Source organism: Nocardia brasiliensis ATCC 700358, from assembly GCF_000250675.2.
Classification (GTDB): Bacteria; Actinomycetota; Actinomycetes; order Mycobacteriales; family Mycobacteriaceae; genus Nocardia; species Nocardia brasiliensis_B.
In genome coordinates this window covers 7,200,100-7,216,763 of sequence record NC_018681.1, presented here as the reverse complement: position 1 = coordinate 7,216,763, position 16,664 = coordinate 7,200,100, and the positions used below count along the sequence as shown (strand labels likewise).

Annotated in this window: 15 protein-coding genes; 7 read left to right on the top strand and 8 right to left on the bottom strand. The window is 64.0% G+C overall.

Features of this window, described 5'->3' with window-relative positions; genetic code table 11:
* Window positions 1-50: 50 nt before the first annotated feature.
* Window positions 51-506 carry a PH domain-containing protein gene (locus O3I_RS32080; RefSeq protein WP_237748169.1) on the bottom strand — a complete coding sequence of 152 codons (456 nt, stop codon included), beginning with the start codon at window positions 504-506 and terminating at the stop codon, window positions 51-53.
* Between the two features lie 450 nt (window positions 507-956).
* Between O3I_RS32080 and O3I_RS32075 the strand changes: the two genes are divergently transcribed.
* The 3 genes from O3I_RS32075 (at window position 957) to ilvC (ending at window position 4,446) form a co-directional block, all read left to right on the top strand.
* On the top strand, window positions 957-2,882 hold the full coding sequence (locus O3I_RS32075; RefSeq protein WP_014987183.1) for an acetolactate synthase large subunit: 1,926 nt from the start codon (window positions 957-959) through the stop codon (window positions 2,880-2,882).
* The gene (gene ilvN / locus O3I_RS32070; RefSeq protein WP_014987182.1) at window positions 2,879-3,382 is read left to right on the top strand and encodes an acetolactate synthase small subunit; all 504 of its coding nucleotides are present in this window, start codon (window positions 2,879-2,881) and stop codon (window positions 3,380-3,382) included. Before O3I_RS32075 ends, ilvN begins: the two co-directional genes overlap by 4 nt.
* Window positions 3,383-3,444: 62 nt before the next feature.
* Complete coding sequence (ilvC, locus tag O3I_RS32065) at window positions 3,445-4,446, top strand: ketol-acid reductoisomerase (protein WP_171904443.1); 1,002 nt, start codon at window positions 3,445-3,447, stop codon at window positions 4,444-4,446.
* Between the two features lie 58 nt (window positions 4,447-4,504).
* Here the strand turns inward: ilvC and O3I_RS32060 are convergent, their stop codons facing one another.
* The 3 genes from O3I_RS32060 to O3I_RS32050 form a co-directional block, all read right to left on the bottom strand.
* Entirely contained in the window at window positions 4,505-4,801 is a 297-nt protein-coding gene (locus tag O3I_RS32060; RefSeq protein ID WP_014987180.1) for a hypothetical protein, read from the bottom strand.
* A gap of 310 nt (window positions 4,802-5,111) precedes the next feature.
* Window positions 5,112-6,332, bottom strand: coding sequence for a cation:proton antiporter (locus tag O3I_RS32055; protein ID WP_014987179.1), 1,221 nt, complete (start codon window positions 6,330-6,332; stop codon window positions 5,112-5,114).
* 167 nt (window positions 6,333-6,499) lie between these two features.
* Window positions 6,500-6,919, bottom strand: a complete 420-nt coding sequence (locus O3I_RS32050) for a PPOX class F420-dependent oxidoreductase (RefSeq protein ID WP_014987178.1) — start codon at window positions 6,917-6,919, stop codon at window positions 6,500-6,502.
* An 84-nt stretch (window positions 6,920-7,003) separates the two neighbouring features.
* Between O3I_RS32050 and O3I_RS32045 the strand changes: the two genes are divergently transcribed.
* Both O3I_RS32045 and O3I_RS32040 read left to right on the top strand, forming a co-directional pair.
* On the top strand, window positions 7,004-7,885 hold the full coding sequence (locus O3I_RS32045) for an AAA family ATPase (protein WP_014987177.1): 882 nt from the start codon (window positions 7,004-7,006) through the stop codon (window positions 7,883-7,885).
* Window positions 7,886-8,165: 280 nt separating this feature from the next.
* A complete protein-coding gene (locus O3I_RS32040; protein ID WP_014987176.1) occupies window positions 8,166-9,587 on the top strand; it encodes a vWA domain-containing protein in 1,422 nt (473 codons plus the stop codon).
* Window positions 9,588-9,626: 39 nt separating this feature from the next.
* Here the strand turns inward: O3I_RS32040 and O3I_RS32035 are convergent, their stop codons facing one another.
* Window positions 9,627-10,895: a DNA cytosine methyltransferase gene (locus O3I_RS32035; RefSeq protein WP_014987175.1), complete on the bottom strand. Its 1,269-nt coding sequence runs from the start codon at window positions 10,893-10,895 to the stop codon at window positions 9,627-9,629.
* Window positions 10,896-11,115: 220 nt separating this feature from the next.
* Here O3I_RS32035 and O3I_RS32030 point away from each other — a divergent pair, with 220 nt between their 5' ends.
* The gene (locus O3I_RS32030) at window positions 11,116-11,619 is read left to right on the top strand and encodes a very short patch repair endonuclease (protein WP_041564627.1); all 504 of its coding nucleotides are present in this window, start codon (window positions 11,116-11,118) and stop codon (window positions 11,617-11,619) included.
* A gap of 36 nt (window positions 11,620-11,655) precedes the next feature.
* Window positions 11,656-12,432, top strand: coding sequence for an NgoMIV family type II restriction endonuclease (locus O3I_RS32025; protein ID WP_014987173.1), 777 nt, complete (start codon window positions 11,656-11,658; stop codon window positions 12,430-12,432).
* Window positions 12,433-12,454: 22 nt separating this feature from the next.
* Here the strand turns inward: O3I_RS32025 and O3I_RS32020 are convergent, their stop codons facing one another.
* Genes O3I_RS32020 through O3I_RS32010 form a run of 3 tightly spaced genes read right to left on the bottom strand, consistent with a single transcriptional unit; the run spans window position 12,455 to window position 16,416 of the window.
* Window positions 12,455-14,290 (bottom strand): DEAD/DEAH box helicase, encoded by a 1,836-nt coding sequence (locus tag O3I_RS32020; RefSeq protein WP_014987172.1) that lies wholly within the window; start codon window positions 14,288-14,290, stop codon window positions 12,455-12,457.
* On the bottom strand, window positions 14,287-15,729 hold the full coding sequence (locus O3I_RS32015) for a hypothetical protein (RefSeq protein WP_014987171.1): 1,443 nt from the start codon (window positions 15,727-15,729) through the stop codon (window positions 14,287-14,289). The genes O3I_RS32020 and O3I_RS32015 overlap by 4 nt, the downstream gene beginning before the upstream one ends.
* Window positions 15,730-15,780: 51 nt before the next feature.
* Entirely contained in the window at window positions 15,781-16,416 is a 636-nt protein-coding gene (locus O3I_RS32010; RefSeq protein WP_014987170.1) for a hypothetical protein, read from the bottom strand.
* Window positions 16,417-16,664: the final 248 nt, after the last annotated feature.

The following is a 16,664-nucleotide window of genomic DNA, read 5'->3' as shown; positions in this document are numbered from 1 at the left end:
TCGCATAGCCGACAACATCGTAGCGCCGGCACTTTGTTCCGGCTCGCGCCTTATTGCGCGTTCTTGTCCCCGGGGGTGTTCTCGGCATCGGTGTTCGCGCTTTCGGCGCTCGCGGTGTCATCACTCGACTTGTCGGCCGATTCCGCGTCCGCCGAATTGTCGGCCGGCTCTTCCTTGGGCACCACATACGGATCGGGAATCCACCCGTGCGAGGCCGCCGCCAGATCCCGCACCCGGTCATAACTCACCGCGGGCAATTTCACCTCGGTGCCGTCCACCAGATCGGCGCGCACGTATCCACGCTTCGGGATACGCACCCCCTTCAGCTGAGACCAGTCCAGGTGCCGCGAGCCGAATACGGTGCGCAGATCGAGCCCGGCGTCGGACACCGTGGTCTGCGTCCGCTGTACCCAGACGGCCACCGCGACGGGGATCAGCAGCAGCGGCCACAGCCCGGCGGGCCAGCCGACGAACATGAAGAACATGCACATCAGAAGGATGAACACGCCTAGGAAGGCCAGGCGTGGGATGCGGATCACAGTGGCGGTCGAGGCGCTACCCGTATCCGATCCCTCGGTGGCGGTGTGGGACGATTTAGCCGGTGGCACGGACTGATGCGGTGATGACACACCACCATCCTCGCATCCTGGTGAAGGACCCAAGCAGCCGCACTATCCCACATAATGGGAGCTGTTTGACTCTTCGGCCAACGCACACATACCGTCATGCGCGTGAACCGAAACGAGTTGCTCGTAATCGGCCGGCGCGTCCAGCGTTGAGCCTGACTACCTGAGTCGAATACGTCAGCTCGCGTTGCGACGCGCCACCCTCGAACAGCCATGCGCTGTCGGGGGCTTTTTTGTGTTCGGACGAATTGTCCGACAGGGCGAGTCGCAAGACACCGCATGTCAGACACAAATCCGGGGTCAGAACGACAAGCAGTTAGGAACAAGACGGTGAGTGCACCTACCGCACGGCCCGGGCCCTCGGCCCGCAGGCCGGCGCCTGCGGCCCATCAGCCGGGCGCCGGCAGCTCGACGACGCAGGCCAACCGCCGCCAGGTCCCGCCCGAGCGGGTCACCGGCGCGCAGTCGGTCGTCCGTTCGCTCGAAGAGCTCGGCGTCGACACGGTATTCGGCATTCCCGGCGGCGCGATTCTCCCGGTCTACGATCCGCTGTTCGACTCGACCAAGGTCCGCCACGTGCTGGTCCGGCACGAGCAGGGCGCGGGTCACGCCGCGACCGGCTACGCGCAGGCCACCGGCAAGGTCGGGGTCTGCATGGCCACCTCCGGCCCGGGCGCCACCAACCTGGTCACCCCGATCGCCGACGCGCAGATGGACTCGGTGCCGATCGTCGCGATCACCGGGCAGGTCGGTCGCGGACTGATCGGCACGGACGCCTTCCAAGAGGCCGATATCTCCGGCATCACCATGCCGATCACCAAGCACAACTTCCTCATCACCGAGGGCGTGGACATCCCGCGCATCATCGCCGAGGCGTTCTACCTGGCCGCCAGCGGCCGGCCGGGCGCGGTGCTCGTCGACATCCCGAAGGACGTGCTGCAGATGCAGACGACCTTCAGCTGGCCGCCGGAGATGCGGCTGCCCGGCTACCGCCCGGTGACCAAGCCGCACGGCAAGCAGGTGCGCGAGGCCGCGCGGATGATCTTGGAAGCCAAGTCGCCCGTGCTCTACGTCGGCGGCGGCGTGATCAAGGCCGACGCCTCGCCGGAACTGCTGGAACTGGCCGAGCTGACCGGCATCCCCGTGGTCACCACGCTGATGGCGCGCGGCGCGTTCCCGGACAGCCACCAGCTCAACATGGGCATGCCCGGCATGCACGGCACGGTGGGAGCCGTTGCGGCACTGCAACGCTCGGATCTGCTGATCACCCTCGGCGCGCGCTTCGACGACCGGGTCACCGGTCAGCTCGACTCGTTCGCGCCGGACGCCCGGGTGATCCACGCCGATATCGACCCGGCCGAGATCGGCAAGAACCGGCATGCCGACGTCCCGATCGTGGGCGACTGCCGCGAGGTGATCATCGAGCTGATCGAGACGCTGAAGGCCGAGCCCACCGCCACGACACCGCTGCTAGACCTGGCCGAGTGGTGGAAGTACCTGGACGGCGTGCGCAAGAGCTACCCGCTCGGCTGGACCACGCCCAGCGACGGCTCGCTCTCGCCCGAATTCGTCATCGAGGCCCTGGGCCGCCTGGCCGGGCCCGACGCCGTCTACTGTGCCGGCGTCGGCCAGCACCAGATGTGGGCCGCGCAGTTCATCAAGTACGAAAAGCCGCGCACCTGGCTGAATTCCGGCGGTCTCGGCACCATGGGCTACGCCGTGCCCGCCGCCATGGGCGCCAAGATGGGCGCGCCCGAGAAAGAGGTGTGGGCGGTCGACGGCGACGGCTGCTTCCAGATGACCAACCAGGAGCTGGCCACCTGCGCCGTCGAGGGCGTGCCGATCAAGGTCGCGCTGATCAACAACGGCAACCTCGGCATGGTCCGGCAGTGGCAGACGCTGTTCTACGAGGAGCGCTACTCCAACACCGATCTCGGCACGCACACCCTGCGCATCCCCGACTTCGTGAAGCTCGCCGAAGCCCTTGGCTGCCACGGCATCCGGGTCGAGCGCGAGGAGGAGGTGGAGGCCGCGATCCGCGAGGCGCAGGCGATCAACGACCGCCCCGTGGTGATCGACTTCATCGTCGGCAAGGACGCCCAGGTGTGGCCGATGGTCGCCGCGGGCACCAGCAACGACGAGATCATGGCCGCCCGCGGCATCCGCCCGCTGTTCGACGAGGACGAGCAGGCCGCCGAGCCCGCCGTCATCCACGAGGCGATGTCGCACGAGAAGAACAAGGGGAGTGAGCAGTGAGCACGACACACACTTTGAGTGTGCTGGTCGAGGACAAGCCGGGCGTGCTGGCTCGGGTTGCGGCACTGTTCTCGCGCCGCGGGTTCAATATCGAGTCGCTGGCCGTCGGCGGCACCGAGCTGCCGGAGATCTCCCGGATGACCATCGTCGTCACCGTCGAGGACCTGCCGCTCGAGCAGGTCACCAAGCAGCTCAACAAGCTGGTGAACGTCATCAAGATCGTCGAGCAGGACTCCGACACCTCGGTGGCCCGCGAGCTGATCCTGGTGAAGGTGCGCGCGGATGCCAGCGTGCGGACCCAGGTGATCGAGGCGGTTACGCTCTTCCGGGCGAAAGTGATCGACGTCTCCCCGGACGCGCTCACCGTCGAGGCGACCGGCACCCGGTCCAAGCTCGACGCGCTGCTGCGCATGCTGGAGCCGTACGGCATCCGGGAGATCGTGCAGTCCGGTGTGGTCGCCGTCGGCCGTGGGCCGAAGTCGATCACGGCGACGCGCTAGCGCTCGCAAATCTCAGACCTATACAGAAAAATCCAGAAGGGAACCAACCAGTGGCAGTCGAGATGTTCTACGACGACGACGCCGACCTGTCGATCATCCAGGGCCGCAAGGTCGCTGTCATCGGCTACGGCAGCCAGGGCCACGCGCACTCGCTGAGCCTGCGCGACTCCGGTGTCGAGGTCCGCGTCGGCCTCGCGGAGGGTTCGAAGTCGCGGCCCAAGGCCGAGGAGGCGGGCCTGACCGTCGGTACGCCGGCCGAGGTTTCGGCGTGGGCCGACGTGATCATGGTGCTGGCCCCCGACACCGCTCAGGCGTCGATCTTCACCAACGACATCGAGCCCAACCTGAAGGACGGCGACGCGCTGTTCTTCGGCCACGGCCTCAACATCCACTTCGGCCTGATCAAGGCGCCGGAGTTCATCACCGTCGCGATGGTCGCGCCGAAGGGCCCGGGCCACCTGGTGCGTCGTCAGTTCGTCGACGGCAAGGGCGTGCCCGCGCTGATCGCGGTCGACCAGGATCCGAAGGGTGAGGGTCAGGCGCTGGCCCTGTCCTACGCGAAGGCGATCGGTGGCGCGCGCGCCGGCGTCATCAAGACCACCTTCAAGGAAGAGACCGAGACCGACCTGTTCGGCGAGCAGGCCGTGCTGTGCGGCGGCACCGAGGAACTGGTCAAGACAGGTTTCGAGGTCATGGTCGAGGCCGGTTACGCGCCGGAGATGGCGTACTTCGAGGTGCTGCACGAGCTCAAGCTCATCGTCGACCTGATGTACGAGGGCGGTATCGCCCGGATGAACTACTCGGTCTCCGATACCGCCGAGTTCGGTGGCTACCTGTCGGGCCCGCGGGTCATCGACGCCGACACCAAGAAGCGGATGCAGGACATCCTCAAGGACATCCAGGACGGCACCTTCGTCAAGCGCCTCGTCGCGAACGTCGAGGGTGGCAACAAGGAGCTCGAGGGTCTGCGCAAGCAGAACGCCGAGCACCCGATCGAGGTCACCGGCGCCAAGCTGCGCGGCCTGATGAGCTGGGTCGACCGCCCGATCACCGAAACCGCGTAAGTTTCCGGCTGCGTGGCCCGGCACCCGAATGGTGCCGGGCCACTGTCGTTTCCGGGGACTAGCTGCTGCCGAACAGGCCGTGCGGGCGGTTCTGACGGAACTGCCAGAACGGATCGTCCTGCCTGCCGCGGTCGAACGGGCCGTTGTTGCAGCGCCAGTTCTCGAACGGGCCGAAGTCGCAGTTGTGGTTGTGGTGCGGCCGGTGCCGGACCTCGGTGACGCCCGGCACGGCGATGTTCGCGTCCGCCGAGGCCGGAATGGCCATGGCGGTCAACGGAACCGCGACGATCGCACCGGCGACGGCGGCCCGGGCCAGCAGACGCCGCGACGGCGTGGACTTGGTGGTGGAGAACAACGTGGATCCTTTCACTCTGCGGCGAACTGTGCGTTCACCATCCCCCGGCTGCGGTCTGCCCACGTCGCACAGCGGTCGCTGACATGCGCGCCGCGAACAGGTCGGGATCAACTGTGTCGCCGCTACTTCGCGAGGCGCCCCCGGCATACCCGGCGCAGCACCGACTGCACGGTCTCACTCTCGCGCATCCGGCGCGCGACGTCACGGGTGTTGTCCCCATTCCGGAGAATTTCAGCCATTGGTATTAGGGGTTAACCCCCATACACGGATCGGCTGCGGGCCCAAGCGAACTCGGCAGCGTAGGGCCCAGTCAATTATGCCCGCCGGCTATTCCTTTGTCGCGCCGTCGCTTACCGAGACGTTCCGCGATCAGCGGCGCCCCGATGCCGTGCAGGATCACGCTGCCGACGACCACCACCAGGGTCACGCCGATCACGAGGAACGCGTCGTCATCGTTGCGCAAACCGTTGAAGGCCAGCAGCGCGAACACGATCGACGCCACACCGCGCGGCCCGAGCAGGCCGATCATGAGCCGCTCCCGCCTGGTGAACGGTGAACCGAGCAACGAGAGCGCGACCGGCACCAGGCGGACCAGCGTCAACGCAAGCAGGCCGTACACGATGACCTGCCAGCTGAGCCAGGACAGCGTCGCCGCCGCCACATTGCCGACGATGAACCACATTGCCAGGCCGGAGAACTCGGCGACGTCCTCGGTCGATTGCAGTGGCTCGCCGGGGAGTTCGTGCCGGGTCGTGCTGTAGGCGATGCCCGCCAGGAAGGCCGCCACGAATCCGTTGCCGTCGAGCCAGACCGCGACGCTGTAGGTGAGCACGGGGATCGCGATCGTCCCGATGCGCACGGCGCGCGCGTCCGTCCAGCGTTTGCGGGCGGCGAACGTCATGCAATATCCGGCCAGCGCCCCGATGGACAGTCCGATGAGGATCGACTTCACCACCGCGGGCACCGCGTGACCGAGGGCGTTCAGCGCCTGGTCGGAGTCCGCGCTGGCCTCCGCCGCCGCCAGCGCGAACAGGAAGATCGGGGCGACGAGTCCGTCGTTGAATCCGCTCTCCACGTTGAGCGCGTGCCGAACCCGTTCCGGCACCCGCAGATCCCGCACGATCGCCTGCGCGGGCACCAGGTCGATGGGGATCACGATGCACGCGATCAACAGCAGCACGGTCCACGAAACACCGGGCAGCAGTACGAATCCGAGCAGATACGCGGCACCGAGGCTCAGCGGGAAGGCGAGGAAGAGCAATCGGAATATCCCGGTGTGCCGCCGCCCGGACAGACCGTCGCGCACCTCGGTCGCATCGGTGAAAAGAAACAGCGCCAAGATGAATTCGACGATCCGCTGCGCCGTGTCGGTGTTGATCGCCGCGGTCAGCCAGTGGTCGCTGCTCCAGCTGACCACCGCACCGACCACCACCATCGCCAGCGGTGCGGTCACCTTCCAGCGCGCCATCGTCCGGGACAGGCACGACCAGATCAGGATGACCGTCATCGTCGCGGCGATCGCAATGAACATGAGTCTCCCGATTCCGGCCCATGAGCGGGTGCCGACCGCTGCGCAGTCGCCTGCCCGTTGACAGCAAACGACGAGCTTACTCGGGGCGGGGCGGTTCCCCGTGGTCCAACTCGGGTATTCATGATCAACGGCACATGACGGGGCGTCTGGCCCGCCCGCCGTCTGGCTCAGCCGACGTTGCGTGACTCCCCGTCCGGGTTGGCGGGGTCGAGGTGCCAGCTCTTGATCCGGCGGGGGTGGATGCGGATGATGTCGTTCGAGAACCAGTCCGGCGCGACCGGCGGCACGTCCACCATCAGTGTTTCCACCACGCCGCGGATCTCGATGCCGCGACCCCAGCCGGGTTTGACGGCGCCCGGCTCGTCCGGCGTCATGTCGTCGATCAGCAGGCTGACCCGCGGGTTCCCGAGAATGTTCTTGTAGCGTTGCGTCGCAACATGATTCGGCCCACCGATATCGATGGTGTCGTCCGCGTTGAGCCGGAACCCCAAAGCGGTGAGCTGCGGTGCGCCCTTGGCGGAGACGGTGGCGAGGCGGGCAAGCTGCTGACTCGCGAGATAGGCGCGTTCGATGTCGGTGAAGATCATGCGTCGACCGTAGAACCTCGAGTGCGGTTCAGTTCAAGTCACATACCGAAGCCCTGGAAGCCGGGCGTTCTAGACTGGCTACCGATGAGTAAGTTCTTTGACTCCGTCGACGCGGTCACGCAGCGGCTCACCGAGGCCGGGTACATCCCGTCCCTCGATATCGCCACCGCGGTCTTCCTCGCCGGACACCTCGGCAAGCCCCTCCTGATCGAGGGGCCGGCCGGCGTCGGCAAAACCGAGCTCGCCAAGGCCGTCGCCGCCGCGGCGGCCGCCGACCTCATCCGGCTGCAATGCTACGAAGGCATCGACGAGGCCCGCGCCCTCTACGAGTGGAACCACGCCAAACAGCTGCTGCGCATCACATCCGAACGCGCGGACTGGGACAACACCCGCGACCACGTCTTCACCGACGAATTCCTGCTCGCCCGCCCGCTGCTCGCCGCCATCCGCAACCCCGACCCCACCGTGCTGCTCATCGACGAACTCGACAAAGCCGACGTGGAACTCGAAGGGCTGCTGCTCGAGGTCCTCGGCGACTATCAGGTCAGCATCCCCGAACTCGGCACCATCACCGCCGTCCGTGCGCCGTTCGTCCTCGTCACCTCCAACGCCAACCGCGACCTCTCCGACGCCCTGAAACGCCGCTGCCTGTACCTCCACATCGACTACCCCACAGCCGAATTGGAGCGAGCCATCGTCCGGATGAAGGTGCCGGAGCTCGACGAAGCGCTCGGCGAACCCCTGGTGCGGGTCGTCGGCGCGCTACGCGAACTGTCGCTGCGCAAGCCGCCGTCGGTCGCCGAAACCGTCGACTGGGCAAGGACTCTCGTCGCGCTGGGCGCTCGCGCCGTCACCGGCAACGTGATCCGCTCGACGCTTGGGGTGCTGCTGAAATATCAAGCGGACCACCGGATTGCGAGCGAGAAGCTGGGGTTGGGGGAGTCGGACGAAGGTGCGTCGAGATGACGGTCCGCGGTGCACGTCAGTTGCGGGAGGATGGGCGGGTGCACTCCAGCATGAGTGCCGTCCGTCGCGAAAGCGGTCACGCCGCAGCGGCGATGCGTCACGCCGGTCGTGGTGCCGTAACCACTACCGGCCGAGGCGTGCGCCTGGTCGCGCATGGACCGGATGTGTGCACGTTCGGGTGTTCGGGTGGGCTTTGTTGCCGGAGAAGTGGGGGCGGTGCAACCGCCTTCCGCGGTGCCGGCGAAGCCCGCAGGAGCGAGCCCGTCCGCAGGATAGCGGCATGACCTCTTCCGCGCGGCGAGCCGACACCGCACCGCAACCGCCCGAGACGATGACGGACCGTTTGGTCGAGTTCGTGGGGTTGTTGCGGGATCACGGCATCACGGCCGGTCCCAGCGAAACCCTCGACGCCGCAGCGGCAATGGTCGCGCTCGGTTTGTCCGACCGCAACCGGCTGCGTTCCGGGATGGCGGCGTGCCTGCTGCGCCGCAACGGCCAGCGCGCCGTCTTCGACCAGCTCTTCGATCTCTATTTCCTGACCACCGAGCAGCCGCAGGCGTCGATGCCCGCCACCCCGGAATCCATTGCCTCGCTGCGGGATCGCCTGGTGGCTGCGCTGGCTGACGACGATCCCCAAGCGACCGCCGAACTCGCCCGCCAGGCGCTGACCGAACTCGGCACCTATGGGGGAGCGGGCTCCGGACAATCCAGCACACCCGTCACCACCGCGTCCGGCGCCGGCTGGTCCTCCTACCTGACCATGAAATCCCTTCGCCCCGAAGAGCTTGTGGACCGTGTCGCCGCCGAGATGGGCGGCTCGTCGCCCCTCGACAGCACCGTCCACACCATCGAAGCCAACCGCCGCCTCAACAGATTCCGCACCGCCGTCCAATCCGAGGCCCGCCTGCGCTCCGCCCAACTCCGCGGCACCGAATACATCGCCCGCCGCGGCGTCGACACCAGCTCCGACCAAATCGATTTCCTCGGCGCCCGCGAACAGGACCTCGCCGAAATGCGCCGCCTCGTAAACCCTTTGGCCCGCAAACTGGCCACCCGCCTGGCCGCCCGCCGCCGCAAATCCGTCCGCGGCCACATCGACATGCGCCGCACCCTGCGCCGCTCCATGGCCACCGGCGGCGTCCCCATCGACCCCGTCCTGCGCGCCCGCAAACACGGCCGCCCCGACCTCGTAGTCCTCGCCGACCTCTCCGGCTCCGTCACCGGCTTCTCCGAGTTCACCCTCCAACTCGTCCAAGCCCTGCAAGACCAATTCACCAAGGTCCGCAGCTTCGGCTTCATCGACACCTGCGACGAAATCACCCCCCACTTCACCCCCGGCGACCCACCCACCACCGGCCTCGCCGCCCGAATCATCCGCGAAGCCAACGTAACTCGCTACGGCAGCTCCAACTACGGCGAAGCCCTCCAAGGGTTTGTGGATCAGTACCTCGAAGCCCTAGGCCCCCGCACCTCCCTGCTCATCCTCGGCGACGCCCGCACCAACCGCACCAACCCCAACCTCGAAGCACTCCAGGTGATGTGCGACCGAGCAAAACACGCCTACTGGCTGAACCCAGAACCCTCCCGCTCCTGGTCCACGGGCGACTCCGCCGCTGAGGTGTACGCCGAGCACGTGACGATGCACGAGTGCCGGAACGTCAAACAGTTAGCCGAGGTCATCGGACGTCTCTTGCCCGCATGACCTCGGCTTCAGGCGTTGAGTTGAAGGTGAACGAGCGGATCAGCCCAGCGTTGCCGCATCGTCGGTACCCAACAGGTCGAACTGCTCCTGGGTAGGGCTGACGGGCGTAGGTGTCTTCTTCGTGCCGCGTTTAGTACTTTGCTGGTCGCGCTTCTTGGCTGCTTTCAGTACTTCGAGGATCGACTTGCCTACGGCTTTTGCTACGGGCGGCGGGAACGCATTTCCCACTTGGCGGTACTGCGCTGTCTTTCCGCCTGAGAATTCCCACTCATCCGGAAAGCCTTGAATGATAGCGGCCTGTTTTACGGTGAGCATGGGACCGTCCGGACCGAAAAGGTCTCGGTCCTCGCTCCGCTTCTCCGCGCAGGTCTTGATGTCGTTGGCGACGCCCATGCCTGAGATGCCCAGTTGCTTCCAGGCGGTTTTTGCGCGGCTTGGCCCGAGATCTGCGCCGCCGTGCTTCTTGGATCCGCCGACCAGGGTGGGCGCGATGCCCCCTCCCTTACCCTTGAGCTCAGCGTCGCGATCGCCCGCCTTCTTGCGCCACTGTGCGTAGGCGGCGTGAGCTCGCTTCGAGTGCTCACTGTCGAAGTATGCTTCGAACCGTTCCAGCATGGAGGACTCGAGGCTCTCCAGGACACTGACCGGGTCTTCATGTGTGGCAGTGGGCCATACGTATTCGAGGTCTCCGAGCACCTCACGGCGAAACGCGACGAGGATTGCACGAGGGCGGAGCTGTGGTACACCGAAGTCGGCAGCTTCCAGGACTCCCCATTTGCAGACGACGTAGTCGAGTTGTTCCAACTCGTCCTGAATCAACTTGCGGTAGTCCGAAAATTTTGGATCCATGAGTCCGCGGACGTTCTCGATCATCACAGCCCGTGGTTGCAGGATCTCAACTAGCTCCAGCATCCGAGGGAAGAGGTCGCGCTCGTCGTGTTTACCGAGTTGTTTTCCCGCATGAGAGAACGGCGGGCACGGCACGCCGCCGGCCAGCAGATCCAGCCCCCGCTGACGCAGTAGCCCGGAGCTCTTTTTCATGAGAGTGGTGTCGAAGGGGTCGAACTCCTTGACATCGGCTTCGAGGATGTCGCAGTGCTTCCGCTCCCACGTCCACAACCGGTGGTCTTCGATGTTGAGTTCCAGAGTTTTGGCCGCATACTGATCGATCTCGACGAGTGCGAGATGGCGGAAGCCTGCCTGATGCAGGCCGACCGCCTGCCCGCCGGCGCCGGCGCAGATCTCGATCGAGGTGAACTCGGGCTCTTTCGACGCCTTGGTCGCGCCCTTCGATCCACTTCGAGTCATGTCCTCGTCCCGTCACGTCGAACGAGCAGGCTCATCACGCGATCCACCATCACTACGCCCCCAACGATCTGTTTGCTTGCGCAACTCTCTATGGTGCGAAGGTCGGTCACGCTAGTGCCTTTCGGTATGGAGGCCTCGGTCGAGTGGTGGTGTGTGCGGGAGTATCTTTCAGTACTACACCCTCTTGCACCACACCCGCCTGCCCGGAACTGTGACAGATGTGACTGAGGAACGATCGGCCAGCGCCAGGACCAGAGCCCACGAGCGCGGCCTCTACCCTGCGCCGCTCAACGAGGGCCGTTCGCGCAACATGCGAGCCAACCGGCGAACAGGTACCAAGCCGGAGATCGCGTTGCGAAGCGCGTTGCATCGTCTCGGCTATCGGTATCGCAAGGACTTCAGGCTCGACCTCGGCTCGATGAAGGTCCGACCCGACATCGTCTTCACAGCCCGCAAGGTCGCGGTCTTTGTGGACGGCTGCTTCTGGCACGTCTGTCCGGAGCACGGTCGACAGCCGACGACCAACGAATGGTATTGGGCGCCAAAGCTTCGACGGAATATGGACCGTGATCGCGCCGCGGATGTTGCTCTGGCAGAGGCCGGCTGGAGGGTGGTCCGCCTTTGGGAGCATGAGACGCTGGAGGACAGCGTGACTGCAGTCACCAGCGTCTTGGAAGACGGACCCGAACATGTGAGCGATCATATGGGATCGGCGCGAAGATGATCAGCGGACGCTCCGGACACGCTAGATTTGCCAGCTGTGAGCGCCTCGTTCAGGACGGAGTTGCTGGGCTGGAAGCCGAGCAAGAAGAACAAGCTCGGCTGGAAGTGGGTTCCCAACTCCGCGGACGTCGACAACCCGACGAGCTTGCGGCTGGCGGCCCATGTGCTCGAGCAACTTGGTGCGCCGAACCCGAATTCGACAGATACAACGCCTGATGTGCCGCCGCCGAACCCGGGTGGCTTGCTCGAGACTATGGTGCTCGCCAACTTGGTCAGCGAGTTGCCGCTCCTGGATCCTGGGCGGAAATGGGACTTCGCTCGTGGACAGAGCATCGTCGGCTATGCGCAATACCAGCATCTAGCTGGTGTGGACGCTGCTATCGCCCACGATCCGAACCTCCGCGTGACACTTGGCACCGACTACCTGATCAAGCCCGACGTGCTGGTTGGACTGCTTGGAACTCCTACCAGCACAATGCATCCGTGGCTTCACGCTGCAATCGCATGCAAATGGACTATTCGCTCCGATCGGGTGCAGAACATCCGTCACGAAAACGGCAACATGATCAGGCACCGCCGCGGGCGATTGCCTCATCTCGTAGCCGTGACGGCAGAGCCGCTGCCGAGCCGGCTTGCCTCGATCGCGCGGGGGACCGGCGAGGTAGATGCGACATACCATATTGCATACGACGAGTTGTCGAATGCTGTTGCTGCGTATGGTAGTTCAGAGCAGCAGGGCGCGTGGGAGGAAGTAACCAAGCAGGGGAGATTGCTGGACTATCGAAACCTGGCCAAGGCATTGGTGGATTGGTAGCACAAATCACAGAGGGTCATGGCTATCCTTTTCCTGTGTCGAGGTGGCGCAGAAGCGCGCGTACATCTGCGGCGTCCATACCGGCACCGGTTGCGGGTTCCTCCTGCAGGTCAGCGAGCTGTTGGACGCCGGGGTCATCGAGGATTCTGCCCATGAACTCGAGTTTCTCGTCCAGCCGCAGCGCAACTATTTCATCCACTGTGTGGCGGGTAGCCAGAATTGTCACTCGCGTCTCGGTGCCAGGTGCCAGGCCCAGGCGGTGGATGCGATCCAAGCTCTGCAGGAACCGCCCGGCCATGAAATCACGGTCCACGTACACGGCATCATGGCAAACCTGATGGAGATTGATGCCCTCGCCTAGGGTGGCAGGATTGGACAGCAAAACATGACAATCTGGATCCTGGCGGAAACGGCGTAGCTGTTCGTCACGATCGACAGTACCGCCATAGACGACGGCCGGGTTGTAGCCTTCAAGCAATTTTTCGAGGGTCATAAGACTTCGAACGAATGTCGTCCACACCAGGGTTTTGCGACCATTGGAGGTATTGTCCGCAACGATCTGCAGTGTCTCCTGGTACTTCGGCGACAGCCCCAGGCTCGGAAGTTTCTGCAGAAGCTCGAAAAGTGAGTCTTCGGGGGAAGGTTCCAGCGGCGGAAGTTGATACTCGAGCGGTTCGTATTGGCTTGCTCCCTCCAGCAGCAGAGCAGGACTGATGGCCGCCATGAGCAGCCGAAGCATCGCCCGTCCCAGCGCTTCGATACTGCCGCGCGAGCCTTCCGCGCGAGCAGAAAAGTTGCCCTTCAGAGCCTCGTAGATCTCTGCGTGCACTGGAGGCATGCTGATATAGCGGATCTTTGGCTGGAACGGCGGCAGGCCGAGCTCGTCTTTGGTGGTGCGTGTGAACAGAGGGCGCAGAACTGTGCTCGCGTAGGCGAGATCTCCACCGCCGACAGCCTCGGTGACCACTCGTTTCCCATGCCCTGGCCATACGAACGACAGCAAGTTCTCGAGATCCCTTGCCCCATTGGGGGCTGGTGTACCGGTAAGGATCAGCCTCCTATTCGCCAACGGACCGAGAGCGAGGCATGCGGAACCATAAGTGCCGCTGGCGCCGAGCTTCATACGGTGGGCTTCGTCGAGCACCACCATCGACGGTCGTGACCGCAGCCAATCAGCCAGGTTGCCCAGTGAACGGTCGAGCCGTTCGTAGTTCACGATGCGGAGCTCCGCGAGCGGGTCGTCTACGTTTCCCACCACGCCGGTGCGTAGCGGTTCTTTGAAGCAAGTGGAGCTTTCGAACTCCCAGGACTCGTAGGCCGACTTCGGTCCAACGACCAAGAGCCGTTCGGCCTCCCCGCGCTCACGCATAGCCGCATAGACCGCGAGGGCGACGCGTGTCTTGCCGGCGCCGGGGACACTGAAGTTGGCGCCGTGGCGCAGTGACAGCAATCGAGCTATGTCGCGCTGTTGAAACGAGGTCAGGTCGGCAGTCCATTCGGTGCCGAGCAAGTCGATGACGTCAGTCGGCTGGACAGCAGCGGCAGGACCCCCTGTACGCCGGTCGTCAAGATTGTGCTCTACCGTCTCAGCGTCATCCAGCACGCCGTTGACAAGCTCGATGAGATCAGGAGCCCAGTCGACGTCAGGGTGAATCCAGGTTGCCAGCTCGTTCAGATTGACCAAAAAGTCATCGAGATCGACCTCCGCGGAGAGTGGACCGCGTTGTCCCCTTGTCGCGATTCGAGCTGTCAGCTGGGCAAAGTCGCTCTGAAAGGCAGGCACGGTTCGCAGCTCGACCCGTGTGCGCGTGACGTCGAAGCCTAGACGCAGTGAGGGTGCGCTATTGACATCACTCACGACTGCGGTCGCTTCATATCCAGCGCAGCGATCAGCCATGAGAGTCCCTCTCCAGGGAGGTCGATAGTGCGTTGTGCCTCAATTGCCACTTTGTCGAGGACTGCACGGAGCTGAACAAGAGCATCGTCGAATGCTCCCTCATCGAGACTAGCGCTGCCCCGAGATAGCACCAGGTCGGTTATAGATTGCTCCAGATCCTTGCAGGCTTCGACGATCCGGTCAGGCGCAGCAAGCTGTTTCTTCCTCAGCCGGGCGTCCCGGCCTGCAAAGTCGATGGCCTCGTCGAACGCATCGCGAACCGATTGGATGGTCTTCAGCGCAGCCGTATGCTCCGTTGAAGAAGCCGCGGTGCCCACGGACTCGATCGTCTTCGCCCGCAGGACGATGTCAGTGAATGCACGTGCCGCCGCCACCTCTGCTCCTGCTGCCTTAACTGATCGATTCAAGCCTGGGATCTGAACGGTAGAAGGAGTGGCAGTCTCGGCCGCTTTGAACTCCTCTGGCAATGTCCTATCAAGATACCGGCGATGGAAATCACCTCCGATGGTTCGGACGTCTGTTTTGGAAAACTCCAGCACGATCGCGGCAAGACGGGCTTCCTTGAGGAGGTCAGCCTTTTCCTTGCTCTTGCTGTATTCCTTCTCATAGGTTCGATATAGCTCAGCAAGTCTTTCTTGGGCGCGCTCGAAATCCATCAATCGTAGAGTTGCTCCCCTCGGGGTGGCGCTACGTTTGATCAGATCCTGTAGTTGCGCAAAAACCCAGATATCGCGTTCGCACGCCTTGACTGTGGTGTGGAACGCCTTGGCGATCGCCGAGAGCTCGCGATTAAGCTGAACTCTTTGCTCGTCTATTGCCAGCAGACGGTTGACATACGAGTAGTCGCGTCTCTTATCGGGCCGCAACTGGAGTGAAATCTCGACGTCGTTTATGTCGTCCCAGGTGCAGGACTCCGGCAGTACGCCGACCCGCATGCTGGTGGCACCGATATCGGCATCGGGATCACGAAGGGCTGCGCAGCGCGTATTGCCATTGACGAGTATGCCGTCGCGGGTGATCAGACCCGGCTCAATCTGCTTGTGTTGTTTGAGGCTGTCGATCAGGGCATCGAAGTCAGGGTCGCGGTGGTCAGGCTGCGCTGGGCGAATAGTCAGCAAGTGTCGCAGATAGTCTTGCCCTTCGGAACTCCACGGATCTGCAATGAGGGCAGCATCGCGATCTGAATCCAGACTTCGCTGCGCGCGAATCCGATGCGTGCCGGGGTTGTAATAGAGTACCTCTAGCGGCATGTCGATGACCTCGACGTGCCGCGGCCGACCGCGCCATTCAACAGTCAGGGTCTCTGCGACGCCGGCATTTTTGTGCTGCTCCTCCACCCGCTGGTCGACCAGCGAGCGCGTACTGGCAGCGTTCGGTGGGCTTCCGAAGTCGGTGAACATGTCTCAAATTCTCCTCAGTAGGAACGGTAGTGTGTCCGCGGCGTCGTGTTGTTATTGCAGAGCGGCACGGACCTTCTCCCGAGCGTCTGCCGGCAGGGTTCGGTAAGCCGCCCATAATTCTTCCGCATCACTGAAGTTGCGCGAGTCTTGCTCAACCCAGCTGGCGAGCATCTTCCGTTCGTAGAGGGGCAAACGGGTGACCCGTGTGAGGACATCATCGAGGTTCGCTGTCAAATCGCGTCCTCCGACGCGGCAACGGTTGCATTCGATCACCAGCTGCACGACAACTTCACCCGTAGGCATCCGCACCGGACGGCGAGCGACATCGAGCTGCGACGTGACGTAGGTTCCGGCGTACTGCTCGCCGGGACCGATTCCACATGAACGACATTTGTGCCCGTCGCGCATGAGCAGGGCGTGCCGCTCAGCGGCAGTAACGGTTGCGCCGGCCTTCCTCGTCGCCTTACCCGGCTCCCACACCGGGTCGCCTTGCTTTACGAACCGTTGCTCATGTGACCCGAGCGCGGGGTCCTCTCGGTTGGTGTCGATTCGCCAACCGAAGTCACGCAAGTCGCGCATGCGCCGATCGATCTGCGACGTTCCGGGAAACGCCTCACGAAGCTGTGACTTGGTGAACAGCTCGCCGACGCCGACGGACTGCACTAGCCAGAGCGCTACGCGTTTCATAGCACCGAGCTGAGGATCCTCCCATGACGGCACAGCCATATTGAAACCCACCTTCCACGGTCAAGGTACGAGCCGGACTCCTGCAAGTGCCCAACTGGTTGGGCGTGGATCGCTGGTGTCGGCTTCCTTAACTACTGAACAGCATCGGCCCGTGGATCGGGGGCGTGATCGTGTCCTGAAAGAAAGTGGGACACGTGAAGGTGGTGCGGATCGACATTACAGACTCGTGTCCCGAAAGTGTGGGTTCC